Consider the following 21,026-nt stretch of genomic DNA (forward strand, 5'->3'; position numbering starts at 1 on the left):
ACGAGCTACTCGTGACGAGCTAACTAAGACTAAGTGTTCCCCAGAATGCCGCTGTCGTTCTGGCCCTGAACCTACTGGTTCAGGTGGGTGGCCGCAGCCAAACCGTCAGGCTTTCCGACGCACGGACATGCACACGGGTTTGGCTAGCATTTGGCCCCCTGGGTACTTCGCATAGGCTCGAGGGACTATAACGACTGGCGTACACCCCAGAGAACACCACTATCCTAACAGAGCCAGTGATAATGCCAAAGAGTCAACAGCAGGTTCTTATGGTTCTTTTTGTTGGCGTGTGTCAGCCAGTGCCCGTTCAAGGCGGTCGTTTAGGCGGCTAAGGTTTGCTTCGCTCGCGCGGTGCTCATCCATAATCTCAAGTAACTCATGGGTGATATTCAGGGCTGCCATCACCGCAACCCGCTCACTGCCAAGGGCGTTGCTTTGGGCATGAATGCCATTCATCGCGCGATCTAAATAGCGAGCAGCGCGTTCCAGCTTGGCTTCTTCGCCGGTGTCGCAAGCAATCATGTAGCTGCGACCCAGTAGGGTGATTTCTTTGGTTGGCCGCTTCGCGTTACTCATCAAAAACTCCAGCACCGGTCATTTTATTGACCAATGCGTTAACATCGCTGCATAGGAAGGATAGTTGGCGTTCACTATAAGAGAGCGGCTTATGTGGGGTCAACGCACAGGCGCGCGCGTCGTGAGATTCCTTCCGCGGTTAAACACCCTTTTAGACACGTTGTTACGACGACTTCATTCCCTATTTTGTACAGCGAGCAATACCTATGTCCCTAATCAATGAGCGCCAGGATTTTTCTGACGTCGCCGATGTTTTTCTACTTCATGGAAGTATGCAGTCGCCCGCATTTTTAGATGGCCGCCTTAGTGGTCTACTAGCGCTACGCGACGTGACAGCTGAAGCATGGCTAGAAGAGGTATGCCTAAGCTTAGGTGTCGAACAGCCGCGAGACGCGGCTAGCGCTGAACGTTTACTGGGCTGGCGGCGTCAAACGCTGGAAGCATTGAGCGCCAGCGATTTGAATTACACGCCGCTGCTGCCCGATGAGCTTTTTTCACTCGCCGAGCAAGCCCAGGGCCTGAAAGAGTGGACGTTGGGTTTTATGGAAGTCGTCGAGGACGTGGCTGATGAGGCGCTACGCGAACGCTGGTCTAAGACGCTACAAGAGGCCATCGATGATCTTGCAGGACTGGTACAGATCGAAACAGACATCGATGATAGCCCTGAGAACGAAAATGATTTATTTGCGCTGACGGAACATGCGCGTATGGCGGCCATGCTGCTCTACACCGAGCAGCACCCAGGGATGCCCCAGGTGGAGCAGACCGACGCCCCCGTTCATTAATACAGGAGTTATCTATGTTGCTTGAGTCACTGCCTCGGCCCGCCGCTATTACGCCTGAAGAATACCGCCAGCGCCGAGAAACGCTCATCGCCCAACTCCCTGCCAATGCTGCGCTGGTGGTGCCAAGTGCTTCCTTGGTAACGCGCTCTCACGATAGCGAATACACGTTCCGTCAGCAGAGTGATTTTTACTACCTAACCGGCATTCAAGAGCCCGACGCATTGCTGGTGTTGTTGCCTGGCCGAGAGGCAGGCCAAAGCGTGGGGTTTTGCCAAGACCGCGATGCGACCATGGAAGCCTGGACGGGTAGGCGTCTTGGTGCCCAGGGCATTGAGGCTCAACACGGTATTGATCAAGCGATTGAAAATGTCCAGCGGGAAGAGCAGTTGCCAGGTCTATTAGCAGGCCGCGCAATGCTCTATCTGCCGTTAGATAACCCCGAGGCGTTAAGTATTGCAGAAGAGGCGTTGGCCTTCGCTCAGGCTGGTCTGCGCCGGGGCAAGCCAGCATTGAAAGGGTGGTTGGATAGCCGGCCACTTATTCATGAGATGCGCCTTATTAAAAGCCCTGCTGAAACTGCCCTACTGCGCCATGCGGCAGCTATTTCAGCCAGGGCGCATACGCGTGCGATGCGTACCTGCCGTCCAGGGTTAAGCGAGTATCAGTTGCAGGCAGAGTTAGAGCACGAATTCGTTTGGCAGGGGGCTAGCGGGCCAGCGTATAGCACCATTGTTGGTGGTGGCGTTAACGCTTGCGTGCTGCACTATATTGAGAACAGCGATACGTTGCAGGCCGATACACTTGTGCTGATTGACGCAGGGGCCGAGTTCGACCTCTACGCGGGGGATATTACCCGTACGTTCCCGGTTAACGGTCGGTTCAACGACGCTCAGCGGGCGCTTTATCAAGTGGTGCTAGATGCACAAGAGCGTGCTGTGCACGCCGTCAAGCCGGGAGCCACGCTGGCGGGGATTCACCAAGGGGTCGTGAGTGATTTAACCGCTGGGCTGATCGATCTCGGATTGTTAGAGGGCGATGTGCAGGCGCGCATTGACGATGAGAGTTATCGGCGCTTCTACCTGCACTCTACATCACATTGGCTGGGGTTAGACGTGCATGACGTAGGCGCTTATCGGCTGGATGAAGAGACACCGCGACTTCTAGCCGAAGGAATGGTCGTCACAATTGAGCCTGGTTTATACATTCCCTGCGATGACGACATTCCTGCGGCTTACCGCGGTATTGGAATTCGTATTGAAGACGATGTCGTGGTGACCCGGGATGGGCAAGAGGTGCTTACGTCAGCAGTGCCAAAAAAAATTGCTGATATAGAGCAATTAATGGCTAATAAATAAGCAGTAAAATTTTACTGTTATTTGATTATGTAATTTACATTACGAAATTACGTTTGCTGGGTTTGGTTTATCCGTAGGAGATGTCAATGCATGGGACTAAGCAGGTAAGACAACACCAGCAGGAAGCAACGCTCACCCACGATATTGTTATTGTGGGGGGCGGGCTGGTCGGTGCCAGCTTAGGCTGTGCGTTAGCGCCATTAATTGAACGTTATGGCTGGCGCGTGGCAATTATTGAAGCGGCGGCCCTGCCTGATAACGTTGATAATTCAGCGTGGCAGCCGAGCTTTGATGCTAGGGCCAGCGCTATCGCTGAAGGCTCCGCTCAGCGCTTTCGCCAACTGGGCGTTTGGGAGGCGATGCGTAGTGAAGCAACCCCGATCAAGCGTATACATATCAGCGAGCGAGGTCGCTTAGGTGCCGCGAGGCTTAGTGCCAAGGAGTTAGGTGTGTCGGCATTGGGGCATGTTATTCCTAATGCTTGGATGGGGCGTGTGTTGCATCACCAGCTTCAGCAACTGTCGATTGAGTGGCACTGCCCTGCAACGGTGGCGCAACTGACGCCACAAGCTAACGGTCACCGCCTTATACTTTCCGACGGTAGTGAGCTAACGGCGGCGCTGACTATTCTCGCTGATGGCGGCCGATCTGGGCTGAAAGAGCAACTGGGTATTAGTAGTCGTCATCGCTCTTATGAGCAGACCGCCGTCATTGCCCACGTGGGCATTAGCCAACCTCATCAAGGGGTGGCTTACGAGCGCTTTACGGCAGAGGGGCCGATTGCGTTACTGCCATTACCAGGCCAGGCCATGGAGCTGGTCTGGACGCATGCCAGCGGCACTGAGCAGGCGCGGTTAGCGCTTTCTGATTCGGCGTTTTTGCGCCAGCTACAAGCTGTCTTTGGTGATCGAGTAGGGCGTTTTACTCGGGTGGGGCAGCGTTTCAGCTACCCGCTTTCACTGATTACTGCTGAAGAGCCGGTTCGACCCGGGTTGGCAGTGCTGGGAAATGCTGCCCATGCGCTGCATCCGGTGGCGGGTCAGGGGGTCAACTTGGCGCTACGCTCAGTGATGGATCTGGTCGAGGAGTTGGCGCAGGGTGCCCAAAATCAGCGTGCCCTGAGCGATATGGAAACGCTACTGGCGTTTGAGCGACGTCGTGCTCATGACCGCTCTAATGTGATTCGGTTTAGCGATGGATTAGTACGTCTATTTGGCTATTCGCTGCCTCTACTGCCGCACGCCCGAGCAGCCGGGCTGGTGGGGCTTAATTTAGTGGGCCCGCTTCGCCGCAGCTTGGCACGCCGAGCAATGGGCCTAGAGCGCTGACGCAAAAAGTAGCTGCTGACTCAGCAACGTCACTATGATCCAGCAAAGCAACTAAAGGAACGTTATGAAAACGCAAACAGCGGCAATAGATGTGCCGGTTGAACGTTTTGACGCGGTGATCGTAGGAGCCGGGATGGTCGGCACGGCGCTAACAGGGCTGCTGGCTAGCGCTGGGATGCAAGTGGCGTTGGTAGAAACCAAAGCAGAGCCGCTTCGCTTAGATGCTTTTGGCGACCACTCGCCTGCCCCCAGGGTGAGTGCACTAACGCCGGTTTCTCAACGCTTGCTCTCGCACTTGAAGGCGTGGCCCGCGATGGCCGCTACGCGCATAACGCCTTATCGCTATATGCAGGTGTGGGATGCGGAGGGGAGCGGTAGCATCCATTTTTCCGCCGATGAAGCAGGTGCACCCGTACTTGGTCATATTGTTGAAAACGATGTGACATTGGCCGCTTTGAATGAGCAGATACGAATGTTGCCTACGGTTAGCACTTTCTTTGGGGTTGGCGTGGAGGCTTTGCAAACCTCAGATAACGGGCGCTGGCTAGTATTGGATGATGGCCGCCAACTGAACACACCGTTATTAATTGCTGCCGACGGTGCACGTTCCACCATGCGTGAACTGGCAGGAATCTCGGTGGCCGAAGAGTCTATGCAGCAAGAGGCCGTCGTTACCACCGTAAGGTGTGAGAAATCCCATGGAGGCACGGCTCGCCAGGCTTTTATCGCCGGGCGCCCGCTGGCCTTTTTGCCGTTAACGGTAAACGGTGATGATCGCTACTGCTCAATTGTCTGGTCGACCACGCCTGAGCATGCACATCAACTTACTGAACTCTCTAGTGATGCGTTGGGACAGGCGCTAAGTGATGCCTTTGACTACCGTTTAGGTCAGGTGAGCGCCGTCGATGCGGCCTATCGCTTTCCGCTTATCCAGCGCCACGCCGCTCACTACGTACAGCCTAATTTTGCACTGGTGGGCGATGCTGCCCATAGCATTCACCCGCTAGCGGGGCAGGGCGTTAACCTAGGATTTATGGATGCAGCAGTGCTGGCTGAGGAAGTGGTTAATGCATGGCAGCGAGGAGCACCCTGGGGGGCGCTGACCACGCTCAGTCGCTATGAGCGGCGTAGGCGCTTAGACAACAGCGCCATGCTAGGGCTGATGAAAGGATTTAAAGTGCTTTTCGGTAGCCAGCTGCCCGCACTGACGCTGGCGCGTAATATGGGGATGAGTGGTATGAATCAGTTGGTGCCGTTAAAACGACTGGTGATGCGGCAGGCTATCGGAGAACGAGGACGCCTGCCGCAATCGTGTCGTTAACGGCGCCGGCGATCCACCACGTTTAGCGCTTTGAGTAGGTTCAGCGCTTCACTTAGCTGATAATCCTCGCGCAGGCGCTGAGACATTTCTGCACGTTCCCGGGGCATGGCGTCTTGGCCGCTTAGGTGACCATCAAGATCGGCTTCGCGGATTTGGCGTTGTCCCTCAGCCACTTCTAGGCGGCCGCGCACCACTTCCACATCAGGCTCGATACCTTGCGCTTGGATTGAGCGCCCATGGGGGGTGTAGTAAAGAGCAGTTGTCAGCTTAAGTCCTTCACCATTGCCAAGCGGCATGATCTGCTGCACCGAGCCTTTGCCAAAGCTTTCGGTGCCCATAATCACCCCGCGACGTTGGTCTTGAAGCGCCCCTGCGACAATTTCAGCTGCTGAGGCGCTACCGCTGTTTATCAGCACCACCAGCGGCACGTCACCGGCGGGTGTCTCCTGCGATGCTGAAAACGACATTTCGGTGTCGGAAAGCCGCCCTTCGGTGTACACAATTAGCCCTTCATCCAGAAATAGGTCGGCAACGCCGACGGCGGCTTGCAAAACCCCACCTGGGTTATTGCGTAAGTCGAGAATGAGACCCTCAAGCGGCTGCTCTCGAGCCATGCGTTCTAACGATCTACGTGCCTGCTCTGGGGTGCGCGACTGAAACTGGCTAATTCGCAAGTAGCCATAGCCTGTCTCCAACACCTCATGTTTAACGCTTTCGCTGCGAATTACTTCGCGCGTCAGTGTGAACTCTCTCGGTGACTCTTCACCCGCTCGCAAAACGGAAATACGCAGCTGGCTACCTGGTTCACCGCGCATCTGGTTTACCGCCTCTTGAAGCGAGAGGCTGTCGGTTGGCGTTCCATCGATGGCCACAATTACATCGCGAGACAACAGTCCCGCTCGTGAAGCCGGTGTGTCATCGATGGGAGTGATGACCATTAGCTGCCCGTTTTCAGTTCCTACTTCAATGCCAATACCGCCAAACTCACCCTGGGTGGATTCGCGCAGGCTTTGGTACTCTTCTTCGTCTAAATAGGCTGAATGAGGATCTAGTTCGCTGAGCATGCCGCGCATGGCATTGCGCAATAGCGTGCGGTCGTCAACCTCTTCGACGTAGCCACGTTTAATACGCTCAAACACTTCAGCAAAGGTTTGAATCTCTTCAAGCGGCAGGTCATCAGCAACGCTATTAGCCGGCTGGGCCACTAAGGGGAGCGGAACCGACAGCAGCACAAGCGGAAGTAGGTTAGCCAAAAAGCGCTTGGCAGGGGCCGATACCTTGGTAACAGATAGCGTCATGCGAGCTCCGCTAGGCGAAAGGCAGCGCCAGAAGGCGCTGCATAAGTTAAGACGTGATGGTTAATTCATATGAGCCAGCTTATCCCGTCAGCGGCGCGCAATCCAACGTTGTGGATTAATTGGCTCACCGCTACGCCGTACTTCGAAGTAAAGCGCGGGGTGGGTCTGCCCGCCGCTGTTGCCAACACGTCCAATTTCAGTGCCACGGCTTACCTGTTGGCCGGGCCGCGCACTAAATTGTTGCAGGTGGGCATAGAGCGTCATAATTTGATCTCCGTGATCAATAATCAGCAGATTACCAAAGCCACGCATCCAGTCGGCGAATACCACGCGGCCCGTATGAACGGCTGCTACGGTACTGCCCGAATCTGCTCGGATCACAATACCGTTATAGTGCACGCCGTCTCTGCGCTGGAAGGTTGCCGTAATGGATCCTTGAACAGGCCAGGGTAAATCGCCCTGAGTGCGGGTGATATGGGTGGTTGGTGTTGGCTCAGCTAAACGGGCCAGCTCCGCTTGTATCGCTCTCAGCTGCTGTTCGGCTTGTTCACGGCTTTGGTTGAGGTCGGCTAAGCGGTCTTCTTCGCTGCCATAGCGATCATCAAGGGTTGCTACGACGCCACGCCGCTCTTCGGTTCGCTGAGCAAGTAAAGCGCTTTGCTCCTCTAGCTCGTCAGCTAACGCATCAAGGCGCGTTTGACGCTCACTGAGCGCTTGCTCGGTATCTGCCAGTGCGTGGTCGAGGCGGCTTATATCCGTAAGGCGTTGCTGGCGCGCCTGAGTCAGGCGATTTAGATACGCCTGCATTCGATCCAGCTCGGCTGGATCGCTTTGGTTAAGGAGCAGTTTTAACTGGGGCGTTGGCCCCAGTCGATAAAGGGCTGCCAGCTGTTGGCTCAGCGCAGCGTATTGTGCTTCACGCTCACCTTCCAAGCGCTCTCGGTGCTGGCGAAGTTGGGTCGTTTCGTCGGCCAGCTGACGCCGCTCGGCCTGAAGTTGATCCAGGCGCTGATGAGTCTCGGCAAGCTCCGTTTCCACATGGCGCAGCTCGCGCTCGGCGCTATCCCGTGCTTGCTCGGTGGCACTGAGGCGCTGGGCAGCAGCTTCAATCTCCTGGCCAATCGCATCCAACTGCTGGCGTGCTGCATTTTCATTTGGCTGGGCTAAACTTGCTGGCGCATAACCTAACGCCAGCATGAGCGCGACAGCTAACGTCCATCGCATCAGCATCAATCAAAATGAATCAGTGGTTTGCCTGTCATTGCTTCGGGCTGTGACTGGTTCATCATGGACAATAGCGTCGGTGCTAAATCGCACAGCCGGCCATCTTCCAGCTTGCCATCCCGCTCGCCCACGTAAATCAACGGCACCATAAAGGTGGTGTGGGCCGTTTGCGGTGCGCCGGTCTCTGGATGCACCATCTGCTCGGCATTGCCATGGTCAGCTGTAATCAGGCAAGCGCCCCCGTTACGTTCAATGGCTTCCACTACCCGGCCGACGCAGGTGTCGACGGTTTCAATAGCCTTTACTGCGGCGTTAAAGTCACCGGTGTGGCCAACCATATCGCCGTTGGCATAATTGCACACCATTAAGTCAAAGCGACCACTGTCGATGGCCTCTACCAGCTTATCGGTGATTTCAACGGCGCTCATCTCAGGTTTTTCGTCGTAGGTTTTAACGTCACGGGGTGAGGGCACCAAGATACGCTCTTCGCCTTCGTATTCGGCTTCATTACCGCCGGAGAAGAAAAACGTGACGTGGGGATACTTCTCTGTTTCAGCAATGCGCAGTTGAGTCAGGCCTCGCTTAGCAACCACTTCACCCAGGGTGTCGGTGAGATCCGAAGGGGGGAAGGCCGCTGGTGCCGGAATGTTAGCGGCGTACTGGGTCATCATAACTAAGCCGTCGCCGGCCAGTGTCGGGCGTACTCGACGCTCAAAACCGTCAAAATCAGGTTCAGTGAGTGCGCGAGTTAATTCGCGGGCGCGGTCGGAGCGAAAATTGAGGAAGATCGCCGCATCGCCGTCTTGTAGCGTAATGGCGGTATTATTTAGCGGAATACTGCTAGAAGCGACAAATTCGTCGGTTTCGCCGCGCTGGTAAGCGTCGCGCAGGGCGGTTTCAGCGCTGGAAGCAATAAAGTCAGCGTGGCCGTCGGTCAGCAGGCGGTAGGCTTGCTCAACGCGCTCCCAGCGGTTGTCACGATCCATTGCATAAAAACGGCCAATGATTGAGGCAACAAAGCCGTTGTCAGCACCCACCAGCTCCGACAAACGCGCATTAGCACGCTCGATCGAGCGGAGTGCACTTTGCGGCGGCATATCGCGCCCGTCTAAAAACGCATGAACAAAAATACGCTGTGCGCCGCGTCGGGCGGCGAGCTCCGCCATGGCAATAAAGTGATCTTCGTGGCTGTGCACGCCGCCGGGAGAAAGCAGCCCAAGCAAGTGGACAGCCCGGCCATTGGCAACGGCTTCGTCGATGGGCTTGGTCAGCACCTCATTGGTATCTAGGTCGCCGTCTTCAATTGCTTTGGTGATGCGGGTGAAGTCCTGGTACACAATGCGCCCGGCACCTATGTTCATATGGCCTACTTCGGAATTACCCATCTGCCCGTCAGGGAGACCCACATGGCGACCATCGGTGTGTACAAAGGCATGAGGGCGGTTGGCCCATAGTTTGTCCATGTTGGGCGTATTGGCAGCGGCCACTGCGTTGTGGGCGCTATCGGGGTTGTGGCCGTAGCCATCTAAAATGATTAGCGCCACGGGGCGCGGTGCAGTTGTAGCCATGAAAAACCTCGTTATGTTGGTCAGCCAAGCGACGTGAGGTGCTGTTTGAAACGTTGGTGAAGGTTGCTCAAACAGTTTTCAGACAACACCTTATAATCAGGGTCGCGACAGGCGCGCGCTTGGGGCATCATAACGCAGGCAGCCGTTGGGCGTCATGGCCTGCGCGGAATGCCGTGTGACGTGTATACTTGTTGCGTTTCTGGAGGCGGCTAGGCCGCTTTTTTCTGCATAGACCAAGAGATTGTGTTCGCGATGATCGATCAGCTGTTCGAATTCGTAATGAACCACCCCCTACTTGTCGGGGCGTTTTTGCTGGTATTAATAGCATGGGTGGCGTACGAAGCGCGCAGCCCCGCCACTAATGCTGTGTCCTCCACCCAAGCTACTCAGCTTATTAACCGTGAAGACGCGGTGGTGTTGGATATCCGTGAAAGTAAAGACTTTAAAGCGGGGCATATTGCAGGTGCACGCAATATTCCCCAAAGCAGTCTCGACAGCCGCATGAGTGAACTGGAGAAAGTGAAAACCCAGCCGATCATCGTGGTATGTAAGCATGGCCAGAGCTCTGGTGCTGCCCAGGCAAAACTTGCTAAAGCAGGTTTTGAACGTGCTAACAAGCTAAAAGGCGGCATGGTGCAGTGGCAGGCCGATGGTCTCCCGGTGGTGAAAAAGTAATTAAGTAGAAAGTAATTAAACCGTATGCGCTGTCGCGCATCTTTTTATCAGATGAGTAATTAGGAGTATCCCAATGGCGGAAGATAACAATACCCCGCAGGCAGGCGCCACAGAAGGCGAAAAGCCCCAATTGAAGTTCTCTTTACAGCGTATCTATGTAAAAGATATTTCGTTTGAAGCGCCGAATTCTCCTTCCGTATTCAAGCAGGCGTTTAAGCCCAAGGTGAATCTGGACCTGAACACTACTAGTCAGAAAATAGCCGATGACCAGTACGAAGTGGTTGTGAAGGTGACTGCCCAGGTTAATGATAGCGAAACGGGCACTACGTCGTTCCTTGCCGAAGTAGAGCAAGCAGGCCTGTTCCGTATTTCCGGTATCGAAGGCGCGCAGCTGGAGCAAACCCTGGGCGCGTTCTGCCCCAACCTGCTGTTCCCTTATGCCCGTGAATGCGTTGACAACCTCGTCAATCGTGGTGGTTCCCCGCCGCTGATGCTGGCGCCGGTGAACTTTGAAGCCATGTACGCCCAGCGCAAGCAGCGTGAAGCGCAAGAGGCTCAGCAAGCAGCCGAGAACACTCACTAAGTATGCATGCTGCTGACTGGGTTGCCTCACATGGCAAAATGCCCCGGCTTTATGTGCCCGCTGAGTTTGCAGTGGGCGCAACGTTAACGCTGCCTGACGGCCCTGCGCGACACGTGACGCGAGTGCTAAGGATGGGCGTGGGTGCGCCGCTGGTGCTGTTTGATGGCAACGGCCAGGAAGCTGGCGTGCGCTTAGCCGATGTTGGTCGCAAGCAAACGACAGTGACCATCGAGGCTGTCTGGCCGGGTAGTGGCGAATCGCCATTGGCGGTACATCTTGGCCAGGCCATCTCGAAAGGCGATCGAATGGATTATGCCATTCAAAAAGCCGTAGAACTGGGCGTTGCAGCGATTACCCCGCTCTACACCGAGCGGGGCGATGTACGTCTCAAGGGCGATCGCGAAGAGAAAAAACTGGCTCATTGGCAGGCGGGTGCGGCTAGCGCTTGTGAGCAGAGTGGGCGTGCGGTGGTGCCGCCCATCTATCTACCAAAAGCGCTGGATGAGTGGCTGGCCGAGCGGCAAGAGCCGCTGCGCTTGATGCTTCACCTAGCGACGGGCAATGTATTTTCGCAACAGCCATGCCCCTCCTCAGTTGCGCTCTTAATCGGCCCAGAGGGCGGCTTAAGTGATGCAGATATTAACGCAGCCACTGTCGCTGGCTTTACACCGCTGACACTCGGGCCAAGAGTATTACGCACTGAAACGGCGCCAGTTGTTGCGCTAACGCTGCTGCAGCACCATTTCGGTGATGTGTAAGCACTCACTTTTTTGTGCCCGCTTTCCAGTACTCGCTTTTAAAAGCTCACTTTAAGAGCTTATTCATAAGAACTTATTCATAAGAACCTATTCTTAAAAACCTATTTGTAGGGGCTGATTTTTAAAGTGTGGTTTTTCAGGGGGCTTTTGTAAGTAAGTGCTTACTGACTTTCTGCTGCCATTTTAAGCGGTAGTAGCCGCTATTTATGCGCTGCCAAATTGACTGATACCGGCTGCGCTTTGCCTTGCGTTCGCAAGGCACCATAATGAAGATCTACTTTCTGTAAGGACGGTACCCATGGTCCGTGAGTCACACTCTTCTCCCCGCTCCGCTAGCGATGCCGCTGCCCAACTGGGTGACGTAGCCTATTTAACCGTGACGGCGGTTAATAGCACGGGGGCGTTTCTGCAATGGGGGCAGCCCAAAGATGTACTGCTGCCTTATAGCGAGCAGCGCTTTCGCCCCGATCCCGGTAAGCGGGTGCTGGTAATGCTGTATAGCGATGACCAGGGGCGGCCTGTGGCTACCATGCGTCTGGATCGTTTTTTGACAGACGACGCCTGGGCGCTGGAAAAAGGTGATGAAGTGGCCGTGGTGGTGGCCGACCGCACCGACCTTGGAATGAAAGTCGTGGTTAATCACCGCTATGGGGGGTTGATCTATCAAGATGATATTACCCAACCGCTGCGCCGCGGACAGTCACTGAAAGGCTATGTAAAGCAGCGCCGTGAAGATGGTCGGGTCGATATCTGTCTGCTGCCCCCAGGCGTGGCTCGCTTGGATGTGGTGGGCGATAAAGTGTTGCAGGCGCTGCGTGAGAGCGGGGGATATCTAGCGTTGGGTGATAAAAGCTCCGCGCATGATATTAAAACGCGACTAGGTGTTAGCAAGAGTGCTTACAAGCAAGCCATAGGGCGACTTTATAAGCAGCAGTTAATAACGCTAGAGCCTGGCGCTATCCGACTTGTGCCTGGTGCGTTAACGGATGGACAAGGCGAGTAGCCACTAGCAGCGGTTGGAGCTGTGCAGGCAGTACGGCATACTGCTTTCCTATTGTTTATGTATGGATGTTACCCCGATGAGCCAATCAACGTTGCATCTCGGTGTGGTGATGGATCCCATCAGCGACATCGCTTACAAGAAAGATACCACCATGGCGATGCTGTGGGCGGCGCAGGAGCGCGGCTACACGCTGCACTACATGGAGCAAGAAGATCTTTTCTTGAACGCCGGGCAGGCGTATGCGCGCATGCGCCCGTTAACGGTGCATCGCGATCCTAACCATTGGTACGACCTGGGTGAAGCAGCTCAACGCCCACTGGTGGAACTGGATATTGTGCTAATGCGCAAAGCCCCGCCTGTAGATGCCGACTTTACCAATGCGGTTCATCTGCTGGGGTTTGCTGAGCGGGAAGGCGTTTTGGTGGTTAATCCAACCGCTGCGTTATTGCAATGTAATGAAAAATTGTTTGCCCAGCAGTTCCCCCAGTGCTGTGCCCCCACCATTGTCGCCAGCCGTGATGACATCCTGCGTGCTTTTCACGCGGAGCACGGTGATGTGATCTTCAAACCCCTTGATGGCATGGGCGGCACTGGCATTTTTCATATCGGCCCCGATGGCCGCAACATTGGTGCAGTTATTGAGCAATTAACCCTGCGCGGCCAGCGGCAAATTATGGCGCAACGCTACCTAGCCGAAATTAAAGATGGCGACACGCGCATCTTGTTAGTTGATGGTGAACCCGTGCCCTATGGGCTGGCGCGGATTCCCTCGGCGGGTGAAACTCGGGGTAACCTCGCCGCTGGTGGACGTGGTGTTAGCCGTGAGCTGACCGAGCGTGACCACTGGTTGATTCAACAGGTGCAGCCCATGATTCGTGAAAAAGGGCTAATGTTTGTTGGCTTAGATGTGATTGGTGACTACATAACTGAAATTAACGTCACCAGTCCCACCTGTGTACGTGAAATTGATGATCAGCGCGGCACGAACATTGCCGGAATGCTGCTGGATGCCATTGAACGTCGCCTTAACTAACCGATGCCGTTAAACGTTCTATTCGCCTAATAACGCGAGGCTCGCTGAGTGTTCAGGGAGCCGTAGGAGACGCATGCAAAGCTTTAAGCATCATTTTTTGATGGCTATGCCTCACTTGGAAGACCCTAATTTCGCCGGTAGCCTGATCTACCTTTGCGACCATGATCACAATGGCTGCATGGGTGTCATCGCCAATCGGCCGCTTGAAATCACCCTTGATGCCCTCTTTGAACAGCTATCGCTGGGGGGCGATGACAGTCCACACCGTAACGCCCCCGTCTATTACGGCGGCCCTATGCATAAGGATCGTGGCTTCATTTTGCATATCGGTGATAGCCAAGAGTGGGACTCCAGTGTTCAGGTAGAGGACGGTATTGCGTTAACCACCTCGATGGATATTCTTCAGGCGCTTGCCGACGATACCGGCCCCGAGGATTTTCTGGTGTGCCTAGGTTGCGCTGGCTGGGACGTTGGGCAATTAGAAGACGAGCTAAAAGAGAATGCGTGGTTGACCGTCGAAGGCCAAGGCAGCGTACTGTTTAACACTCCTCCTGCCGAGCGTCTAACCGCTGCCGCTGGCATACTTGGCGTTGATCTAAACTTGATGACCCGCAACGCGGGGCATGCATGATGGTTGAGTTTCATGGCTGATAATGGGCAACGGCTAATACTCGCATTTGATTTTGGTACTCGGCGTATTGGCGTCGCGGTAGGTAACGAGTTGCTGAATAGTGCACGCGAGCTAACGCCGCTAACCGCTCGCGACGGCATTCCTGACTGGAACGTTGTTACACGGTTAGTAGAGGAGTGGCAGCCTGACTTGTTTGTGGTTGGCCTGCCGCTGAATATGGATGGTACTGAATCGGCGATGAGCGCGAGGTCACGCAAGTTCGGTAATCGCCTGCACGGGCGCTATGGCAAGCCCTGTGAAATGGTTGACGAGCGTGGCTCTACTCGCGAAGCGAAGCAGATCGCTCATGCTGCAGGCCATCGTGGTAACTATCGAGAAGAAAGTGTCGATGGCATAGCTGCTGTGCTTATCCTAGAAGGTTGGTTTGCCCACCAAGAAGGACTTCCTGGTGGGCGGATCGCCCATTAAACCCGATGTAATGACTTAACGGTCTAGAGTGCCGGTTTGAGATGGCACAAACCAGCGCACTGGTCTCAGGTCTTTCTCAATCAGTTCATCTACCTTTAATAGCGTGGCAAAAATGGCCATACGCATCGGTATCCCGTTATCAGTTTGGCGGAAAATCGCCAAACGTGGGTCACCGTTAAGATTCACGTTTAGGTCATTAGCGCCTGGGCGGCTATCACGGGGCAGTGGGTGCATGACAATTGTGCTCTGGCTGCAGCGCTGATCCAGAAAGTCACGATTAACCATAAAGTCATCAGAAAGCCCCTGAAAGCTCTCGTTCATTTCATCGGTAAAGCGCTCTTTCTGGATACGTGTGGTGTAAACCACGTCTAGATCTGAGAAGTCGCTGGCCAGTGAGTCGCGTTGTTCGACGCGGTGGCCGCGAGACGTTACTAGGTCAACTAGTGTGGTTGGCATTTCCAGCCCCGGTGGTGATACTAGGGTGATGCGCAGCGGATCATAGAGAGACAGTAACTTGATCAGTGAATGCACGGTGCGGCCATATTTCAAATCACCGGTCAGCAGAATATGCGCGCCGCGGAGCGATTTACCTAATCGCTGAAACTCTTTATCAATCGTATAGAGATCAAGCAGTGCTTGGCTTGGATGTTCACCAGGACCATCCCCGCCGTTAATTACCGGCACGTTAGTGGCGGGTGCGAACTCGGCTACTGATCCTTGATCCGGATGGCGCATGACAATCGCATCGCAATAACCACTCATCACTCGGCTGGTATCGTACAGCGACTCACCCTTGGCCATAGAAGAGAAGGTAAAGCCGGTGGTGTCACACACGCTTCCTCCTAAGCGGCAAAACGCGGCATTGAAGCTCACGCGTGTGCGTGTACTTGCTTCAAAGAATAAATTACCAAGCACAGCACCTTCCAGCACCCGAGTAACTTGGCGGCGACTGGCGATGGGTTCCATACGCGCCGCAACGCGTAGAAGGTGGTCAACGCTTTCGCGCTGTAATGAATCGACAGTTAATAGGTGCTGGCTCATCACGGACCTCAAAATGAAGTGGGCGTTGGGTGCTATAAAGCTTGAGTAAGTGTAACCGTCAATGGAGTGCCGTCGAAGCGCTTTCAAACACAAATCGGTTTGCCTTAAAACTTTTTTGCATTTATCTATAAATAGCCCTTGCCAAGACGGCAGCGAATCCGTAAAGTACGCATCCGCTGCCGGGGACGCACAGCGTTACCAGCGGTGATTGAAGGTGAAAACCTTCGGTTTGTCAGAGAGTTAGAAGAACTCAGCAGCAACATGCTTCGATGTCTTCCACCCCTTTTTGAAACGAGCCACGCCAGAAAGCATCGTTATCTCGCTTTCTTCGCTCACTCGCTTCACTCACTCAAAACAGTGATTGACAAACACCAGGAAATGCGTAGAATACGCCTTCCTCGCTGAGGCAAACCAGTTCAACGGTTAGCCAGTTTTATCCAGCGAAAACAGCTCTTTAACAATTTGATCAGGTAATTCATGTGGGCGCTTGCCGATGAGGGTGATAAATCACCAAATATCAAGGCAAGCGGTCATGACAATGTAAATTGAAATGAATTCGTTTGAACCTTGAGCCAAGTTTGATGCACTTATGTGACTTTCGAGTGACATGTAAGCATCACAATGATTTTAAACTGAAGAGTTTGATCATGGCTCAGATTGAACGCTGGCGGCAGGCCTAACACATGCAAGTCGAGCGGTAACAGGGGTAGCTTGCTACCCGCTGACGAGCGGCGGACGGGTGAGTAATGCATAGGAATCTGCCCGGTAGTGGGGGATAACCTGGGGAAACCCAGGCTAATACCGCATACGTCCTACGGGAGAAAGGGGGCTCCGGCTCCCGCTATTGGATGAGCCTATGTCGGATTAGCTAGTTGGTGAGGTAATGGCTCACCAAGGCAACGATCCGTAGCTGGTCTGAGAGGATGATCAGCCACATCGGGACTGAGACACGGCCCGAACTCCTACGGGAGGCAGCAGTGGGGAATATTGGACAATGGGGGCAACCCTGATCCAGCCATGCCGCGTGTGTGAAGAAGGCCTTCGGGTTGTAAAGCACTTTCAGCGAGGAAGAACGCCTAGTGGTTAATACCCATTAGGAAAGACATCACTCGCAGAAGAAGCACCGGCTAACTCCGTGCCAGCAGCCGCGGTAATACGGAGGGTGCAAGCGTTAATCGGAATTACTGGGCGTAAAGCGCGCGTAGGTGGCTTGATAAGCCGGTTGTGAAAGCCCCGGGCTCAACCTGGGAACGGCATCCGGAACTGTCAAGCTAGAGTGCAGGAGAGGAAGGTAGAATTCCCGGTGTAGCGGTGAAATGCGTAGAGATCGGGAGGAATACCAGTGGCGAAGGCGGCCTTCTGGACTGACACTGACACTGAGGTGCGAAAGCGTGGGTAGCAAACAGGATTAGATACCCTGGTAGTCCACGCCGTAAACGATGTCGACCAGCCGTTGGGTGCCTAGCGCACTTTGTGGCGAAGTTAACGCGATAAGTCGACCGCCTGGGGAGTACGGCCGCAAGGTTAAAACTCAAATGAATTGACGGGGGCCCGCACAAGCGGTGGAGCATGTGGTTTAATTCGATGCAACGCGAAGAACCTTACCTACTCTTGACATCCTGCGAACTTGTGAGAGATCACTTGGTGCCTTCGGGAACGCAGAGACAGGTGCTGCATGGCTGTCGTCAGCTCGTGTTGTGAAATGTTGGGTTAAGTCCCGTAACGAGCGCAACCCTTGTCCTTATTTGCCAGCGGGTAATGCCGGGAACTCTAAGGAGACTGCCGGTGACAAACCGGAGGAAGGTGGGGACGACGTCAAGTCATCATGGCCCTTACGAGTAGGGCTACACACGTGCTACAATGGCCGGTACAAAGGGTTGCGAGCTCGCGAGAGTCAGCTAATCCCGAAAAGCCGGTCTCAGTCCGGATCGGAGTCTGCAACTCGACTCCGTGAAGTCGGAATCGCTAGTAATCGTGAATCAGAATGTCACGGTGAATACGTTCCCGGGCCTTGTACACACCGCCCGTCACACCATGGGAGTGGACTGCACCAGAAGTGGTTAGCCTAACGCAAGAGGGCGATCACCACGGTGTGGTTCATGACTGGGGTGAAGTCGTAACAAGGTAGCCGTAGGGGAACCTGCGGCTGGATCACCTCCTTAAACGATGCATCATCCTCGCGGTAAGCGCTCACAATGAATTACCTGATCAGAATGCTGTTGATACGCAGTGATAAGCGTTTTCTTCATAGTGAAAAAGAGAAAAGAGCTTTTTTAAGATCTTCTTTAAAGACCTTTCTTTTCCTTTTAATGTGAAAAAAGCAACCGCTTATCACTGCGCATAGCAGTCGCTCTTTAACAATGTATATCATGCTGACATAAACGCTTCTTTGAAGTGTTTATACGTAATTGTTTTGTGATACGTCTCAAGCGTATCCGGCAATCGTTATCATTGCGAGACACCAGACTCCTTCGGGTTATAGGGTCAAGCAATGAAGCGCACACGGTGGATGCCTAGGCAGCCAGAGGCGATGAAAGACGTGGAAGCCTGCGATAAGGCTCGGCGAGGTGGCAAACAACCTGTGACCCGGGCATTTCTGAATGGGGAAACCCACTCATCATAAGATGAGTATCTTGCGCTGAATATATAGGCGTAAGAGGCGAACCAGGGGAACTGAAACATCTAAGTACCCTGAGGAAAAGAAATCAACCGAGATTCCCCTAGTAGCGGCGAGCGAACGGGGACCAGCCCTTAAGCATGTGACTGATTAGGCGAATGAGCTGGGAAGCTCAGCCGTAGCGGGTGATAGCCCCGTAGTCGAAAATCTGATCATGTGAAATCGAGTAGGTCGGGGCACGAGAAACCTTGACTGAAGACGGGGGGACCATCCTCCAAGGCTAAATACTCCTGGCTGACCGATAGTGAACCAGTACCGTGAGGGAAAGGCGAAAAGAACCCCGGAGAGGGGAGTGAAATAGATCCTGAAACCGTGTGCGTACAAGCAGTAGGAGCAGACTTGTTCTGTGACTGCGTACCTTTTGTATAATGGGTCAGCGACTTATATTCAGTGGCGAGGTTAACCGTTTAGGGGAGCCGTAGGGAAACCGAGTCTTAACTGGGCGACACAGTCGCTGGATATAGACCCGAAACCGAGCGATCTATCCATGAGCAGGGTGAAGGTTGAGTAACATCAACTGGAGGCCCGAACCAGGATCTGTTGAAAAAGATTTGGATGACTTGTGGATCGGAGTGAAAGGCTAATCAAGCTCGGAGATAGCTGGTTCTCCTCGAAAGCTATTTAGGTAGCGCCTCACGTATCACCGCCGGGGGTAGAGCACTGTTTCGGCTAGGGGGTCATCCCGACTTACCAACCCGAGGCAAACTCCGAATACCGGTGAGTGCGAGCGTGGGAGACACACGGCGGGTGCTAACGTCCGTCGTGAAAAGGGAAACAACCCAGACCGTCAGCTAAGGTCCCGAAATCCTGGTTAAGTGGGAAACGATGTGGGAAGGCTCAGACAGCTAGGAGGTTGGCTTAGAAGCAGCCATCCTTTAAAGAAAGCGTAATAGCTCACTAGTCGAGTCGGCCTGCGCGGAAGATGTAACGGGGCTAAACCAGGTACCGAAGCTACGGGTTCACACTTAGGTGTGAGCGGTAGAGGAGCGTCGTGTAAGCCGATGAAGGTGAATTGAGAAGTTCGCTGGAGGTATCACGAGTGCGAATGCTGACATGAGTAACGATAAAGGGAGTGAAAAACTCCCTCGCCGGAAGACCAAGGGTTTCTGTTCGACGCTAATCGGAGCAGAGTGAGTCGGCCCCTAAGGCGAGGCCGAAAGGCGTAGTCGATGGGAAACAGGTCAATATTCCTGTACCGGACATGATTGCGATGGGGGACGGAGAAGGCTAGGTGAGCCAGGCGTTGGTTGTCCTGGTGAAAGTGAGTAGGCTTGCATCTTAGGTAAATCCGGGATGCTCTAAGGCCGAGACACGAAACGAACTGACCACGGTCAGGAAGTCATTGATGCCACGCTTCCAGGAAAAGCCTCTAAGCTTCAGATCATGTGCGACCGTACCCCAAACCGACACAGGTGGTCAGGGTGAGAATCCCAAGGCGCTTGAGAGAACTCGGGTGAAGGAACTAGGCAAAATGGTGCCGTAACTTCGGGAGAAGGCACGCCGGCGTAGGGTGACGAGACTTGCTCTCAGAGCCCGAACCGGTCGAAGATACCAGGTGGCTGCAACTGTTTAGTAAAAACACAGCACTCTGCTAACGCGCAAGCGGACGTATAGGGTGTGACGCCTGCCCGGTGCCGGAAGGTTAAATGATGGTGTTAGCCGCAAGGCGAAGCTCTTGATTGAAGCCCCGGTAAACGGCGGCCGTAACTATAACGGTCCTAAGGTAGCGAAATTCCTTGTCGGGTAAGTTCCGACCTGCACGAATGGCGTAATGATGGCCACGCTGTCTCCACCCGAGACTCAGTGAAATTGAAATCGCCGTGAAGATGCGGTGTACCCGCGGCTAGACGGAAAGACCCCGTGAACCTTTACTATAGCTTCACACTGGACGCTGATGTTGCCTGTGTAGGATAGCTGGGAGGCTTTGAATCTCGGACGCTAGTTCGAGGGGAGCCAACCTTGAAATACCAGCCTGGCATCATTGGCGTTCTCACTCAGGTCCGTTATCCGGATCGAGGACAGTGTGTGGTGGGTAGTTTGACTGGGGCGGTCTCCTCCCAAAGAGTAACGGAGGAGCACGAAGGTACCCTCAGCACGGTCGGACATCGTGCAGTGAGTGCAAGAGCATAAGGGTGCTTGACTGCGAGACAGACACGTCGAGCAGGTGCGAAAGCAGGTTCTAGTGATCCGGTGGTTCTGTATGGAAGGGCCATCGCTCAACGGATAAAAGGTACTCCGGGGATAACAGGCTGATACCGCCCAAGAGTTCACATCGACGGCGGTGTTTGGCACCTCGATGTCGGCTCATCACATCCTGGGGCTGAAGTCGGTCCCAAGGGTATGGCTGTTCGCCATTTAAAGTGGTACGCGAGCTGGGTTTAGAACGTCGTGAGACAGTTCGGTCCCTATCTGCCGTGGGCGTTGGATGTTTGAGAAGGGCTGCTCCTAGTACGAGAGGACCGGAGTGGACGCACCTCTGGTGTTCCGGTTGTCACGCCAGTGGCATTGCCGGGTAGCTATGTGCGGACGGGATAACCGCTGAAAGCATCTAAGCGGGAAGCCCCCTTCAAGATGAGACATCCCTGAGGCCTAGAGCCTCCTGAAGGGCCCAGCGAGACCAGCTGGTTGATAGGCACGGTGTGGAAGCGCTGCAAGGCGTTGAGCTAACGTGTACTAATGGCCCGTGAGGCTTGACCCTATAA

The 21,026-nt window shown here is 54.3% G+C and carries 16 protein-coding genes, 2 rRNA genes and 1 other RNA gene; 13 read left to right on the forward strand and 6 right to left on the reverse strand.

Annotated elements, in window-relative coordinates:
• Nucleotides 1–33: 33 nt before the first annotated feature.
• Both ssrS and REH51_RS09170 read right to left on the reverse strand, forming a co-directional pair.
• Nucleotides 34–216: non-coding RNA, 6S RNA (gene ssrS, locus REH51_RS09165), on the reverse strand.
• A gap of 51 nt (nt 217–267) precedes the next feature.
• Nucleotides 268–576 (reverse strand): cell division protein ZapA, encoded by a 309-nt coding sequence (locus REH51_RS09170; RefSeq protein ID WP_009723371.1) that lies wholly within the window; start codon nt 574–576, stop codon nt 268–270.
• Between the two features lie 206 nt (nt 577–782).
• Here REH51_RS09170 and REH51_RS09175 point away from each other — a divergent pair, with 206 nt between their 5' ends.
• From REH51_RS09175 to REH51_RS09190, 4 genes are all read left to right on the forward strand, one after another.
• Nucleotides 783–1,361: a UPF0149 family protein gene (locus tag REH51_RS09175; RefSeq protein WP_009723372.1), complete on the forward strand. Its 579-nt coding sequence runs from the start codon at nt 783–785 to the stop codon at nt 1,359–1,361.
• 14 nt (nt 1,362–1,375) lie between these two features.
• A complete protein-coding gene (pepP, locus tag REH51_RS09180; protein ID WP_498935480.1) occupies nt 1,376–2,716 on the forward strand; it encodes a Xaa-Pro aminopeptidase in 1,341 nt (446 codons plus the stop codon).
• 86 nt (nt 2,717–2,802) lie between these two features.
• The gene (gene ubiH, locus REH51_RS09185) at nt 2,803–4,044 is read left to right on the forward strand and encodes a 2-octaprenyl-6-methoxyphenyl hydroxylase (RefSeq protein WP_498935482.1); all 1,242 of its coding nucleotides are present in this window, start codon (nt 2,803–2,805) and stop codon (nt 4,042–4,044) included.
• 64 nt (nt 4,045–4,108) lie between these two features.
• Nucleotides 4,109–5,365, forward strand: a complete 1,257-nt coding sequence (locus REH51_RS09190; RefSeq protein ID WP_009723375.1) for a UbiH/UbiF/VisC/COQ6 family ubiquinone biosynthesis hydroxylase — start codon at nt 4,109–4,111, stop codon at nt 5,363–5,365.
• On the opposite strand, the gene REH51_RS09195 is transcribed toward REH51_RS09190, so the two are convergent.
• The 3 genes from REH51_RS09195 to gpmI all read right to left on the reverse strand — a co-directional run bounded on the left by REH51_RS09195 (nt 5,362) and on the right by gpmI (nt 9,455).
• Nucleotides 5,362–6,663 carry a S41 family peptidase gene (locus REH51_RS09195; RefSeq protein ID WP_498935484.1) on the reverse strand — a complete coding sequence of 434 codons (1,302 nt, stop codon included), beginning with the start codon at nt 6,661–6,663 and terminating at the stop codon, nt 5,362–5,364. The two genes, REH51_RS09190 and REH51_RS09195, sit on opposite strands and share 4 nt — an antisense overlap.
• Nucleotides 6,664–6,750: 87 nt before the next feature.
• Nucleotides 6,751–7,887, reverse strand: coding sequence for a murein hydrolase activator EnvC family protein (locus REH51_RS09200; protein WP_039869076.1), 1,137 nt, complete (start codon nt 7,885–7,887; stop codon nt 6,751–6,753).
• Nucleotides 7,888–7,892: 5 nt separating this feature from the next.
• Entirely contained in the window at nt 7,893–9,455 is a 1,563-nt protein-coding gene (gene gpmI, locus REH51_RS09205; RefSeq protein ID WP_009723378.1) for a 2,3-bisphosphoglycerate-independent phosphoglycerate mutase, read from the reverse strand.
• Nucleotides 9,456–9,707: 252 nt separating this feature from the next.
• Here gpmI and REH51_RS09210 point away from each other — a divergent pair, with 252 nt between their 5' ends.
• From REH51_RS09210 to ruvX, 7 genes are all read left to right on the forward strand, one after another.
• Nucleotides 9,708–10,130: a rhodanese-like domain-containing protein gene (locus REH51_RS09210; RefSeq protein WP_498935486.1), complete on the forward strand. Its 423-nt coding sequence runs from the start codon at nt 9,708–9,710 to the stop codon at nt 10,128–10,130.
• A 73-nt stretch (nt 10,131–10,203) separates the two neighbouring features.
• Nucleotides 10,204–10,713: a protein-export chaperone SecB gene (gene secB / locus REH51_RS09215; protein ID WP_498935488.1), complete on the forward strand. Its 510-nt coding sequence runs from the start codon at nt 10,204–10,206 to the stop codon at nt 10,711–10,713.
• A 2-nt stretch (nt 10,714–10,715) separates the two neighbouring features.
• Nucleotides 10,716–11,471, forward strand: coding sequence for a 16S rRNA (uracil(1498)-N(3))-methyltransferase (locus tag REH51_RS09220; protein ID WP_498935489.1), 756 nt, complete (start codon nt 10,716–10,718; stop codon nt 11,469–11,471).
• Nucleotides 11,472–11,769: 298 nt separating this feature from the next.
• Entirely contained in the window at nt 11,770–12,474 is a 705-nt protein-coding gene (locus REH51_RS09225) for a CvfB family protein (protein ID WP_498935491.1), read from the forward strand.
• 76 nt (nt 12,475–12,550) lie between these two features.
• Nucleotides 12,551–13,507 (forward strand): glutathione synthase, encoded by a 957-nt coding sequence (gshB, locus tag REH51_RS09230; protein WP_498935493.1) that lies wholly within the window; start codon nt 12,551–12,553, stop codon nt 13,505–13,507.
• Between the two features lie 73 nt (nt 13,508–13,580).
• The gene (locus tag REH51_RS09235; RefSeq protein WP_009723384.1) at nt 13,581–14,138 is read left to right on the forward strand and encodes a YqgE/AlgH family protein; all 558 of its coding nucleotides are present in this window, start codon (nt 13,581–13,583) and stop codon (nt 14,136–14,138) included.
• 12 nt (nt 14,139–14,150) lie between these two features.
• On the forward strand, nt 14,151–14,606 hold the full coding sequence (ruvX, locus tag REH51_RS09240) for a Holliday junction resolvase RuvX (RefSeq protein WP_009723385.1): 456 nt from the start codon (nt 14,151–14,153) through the stop codon (nt 14,604–14,606).
• A gap of 15 nt (nt 14,607–14,621) precedes the next feature.
• Here the strand turns inward: ruvX and pyrB are convergent, their stop codons facing one another.
• A complete protein-coding gene (pyrB, locus tag REH51_RS09245) occupies nt 14,622–15,647 on the reverse strand; it encodes an aspartate carbamoyltransferase (RefSeq protein WP_498935495.1) in 1,026 nt (341 codons plus the stop codon).
• A gap of 629 nt (nt 15,648–16,276) precedes the next feature.
• Here pyrB and REH51_RS09250 point away from each other — a divergent pair.
• Together REH51_RS09250 and REH51_RS09255 are read left to right on the forward strand one after the other, a co-directional pair.
• A 16S ribosomal RNA gene (locus REH51_RS09250) occupies nt 16,277–17,809 on the forward strand.
• 320 nt (nt 17,810–18,129) lie between these two features.
• A 23S ribosomal RNA gene (locus REH51_RS09255) occupies nt 18,130–21,022 on the forward strand.
• Together the 16S and 23S rRNA genes form the textbook arrangement of a ribosomal RNA operon.
• The last annotated feature ends 4 nt before the right edge of the window (nt 21,023–21,026 follow it).

This window comes from Halomonas bluephagenesis, assembly GCF_054790765.1.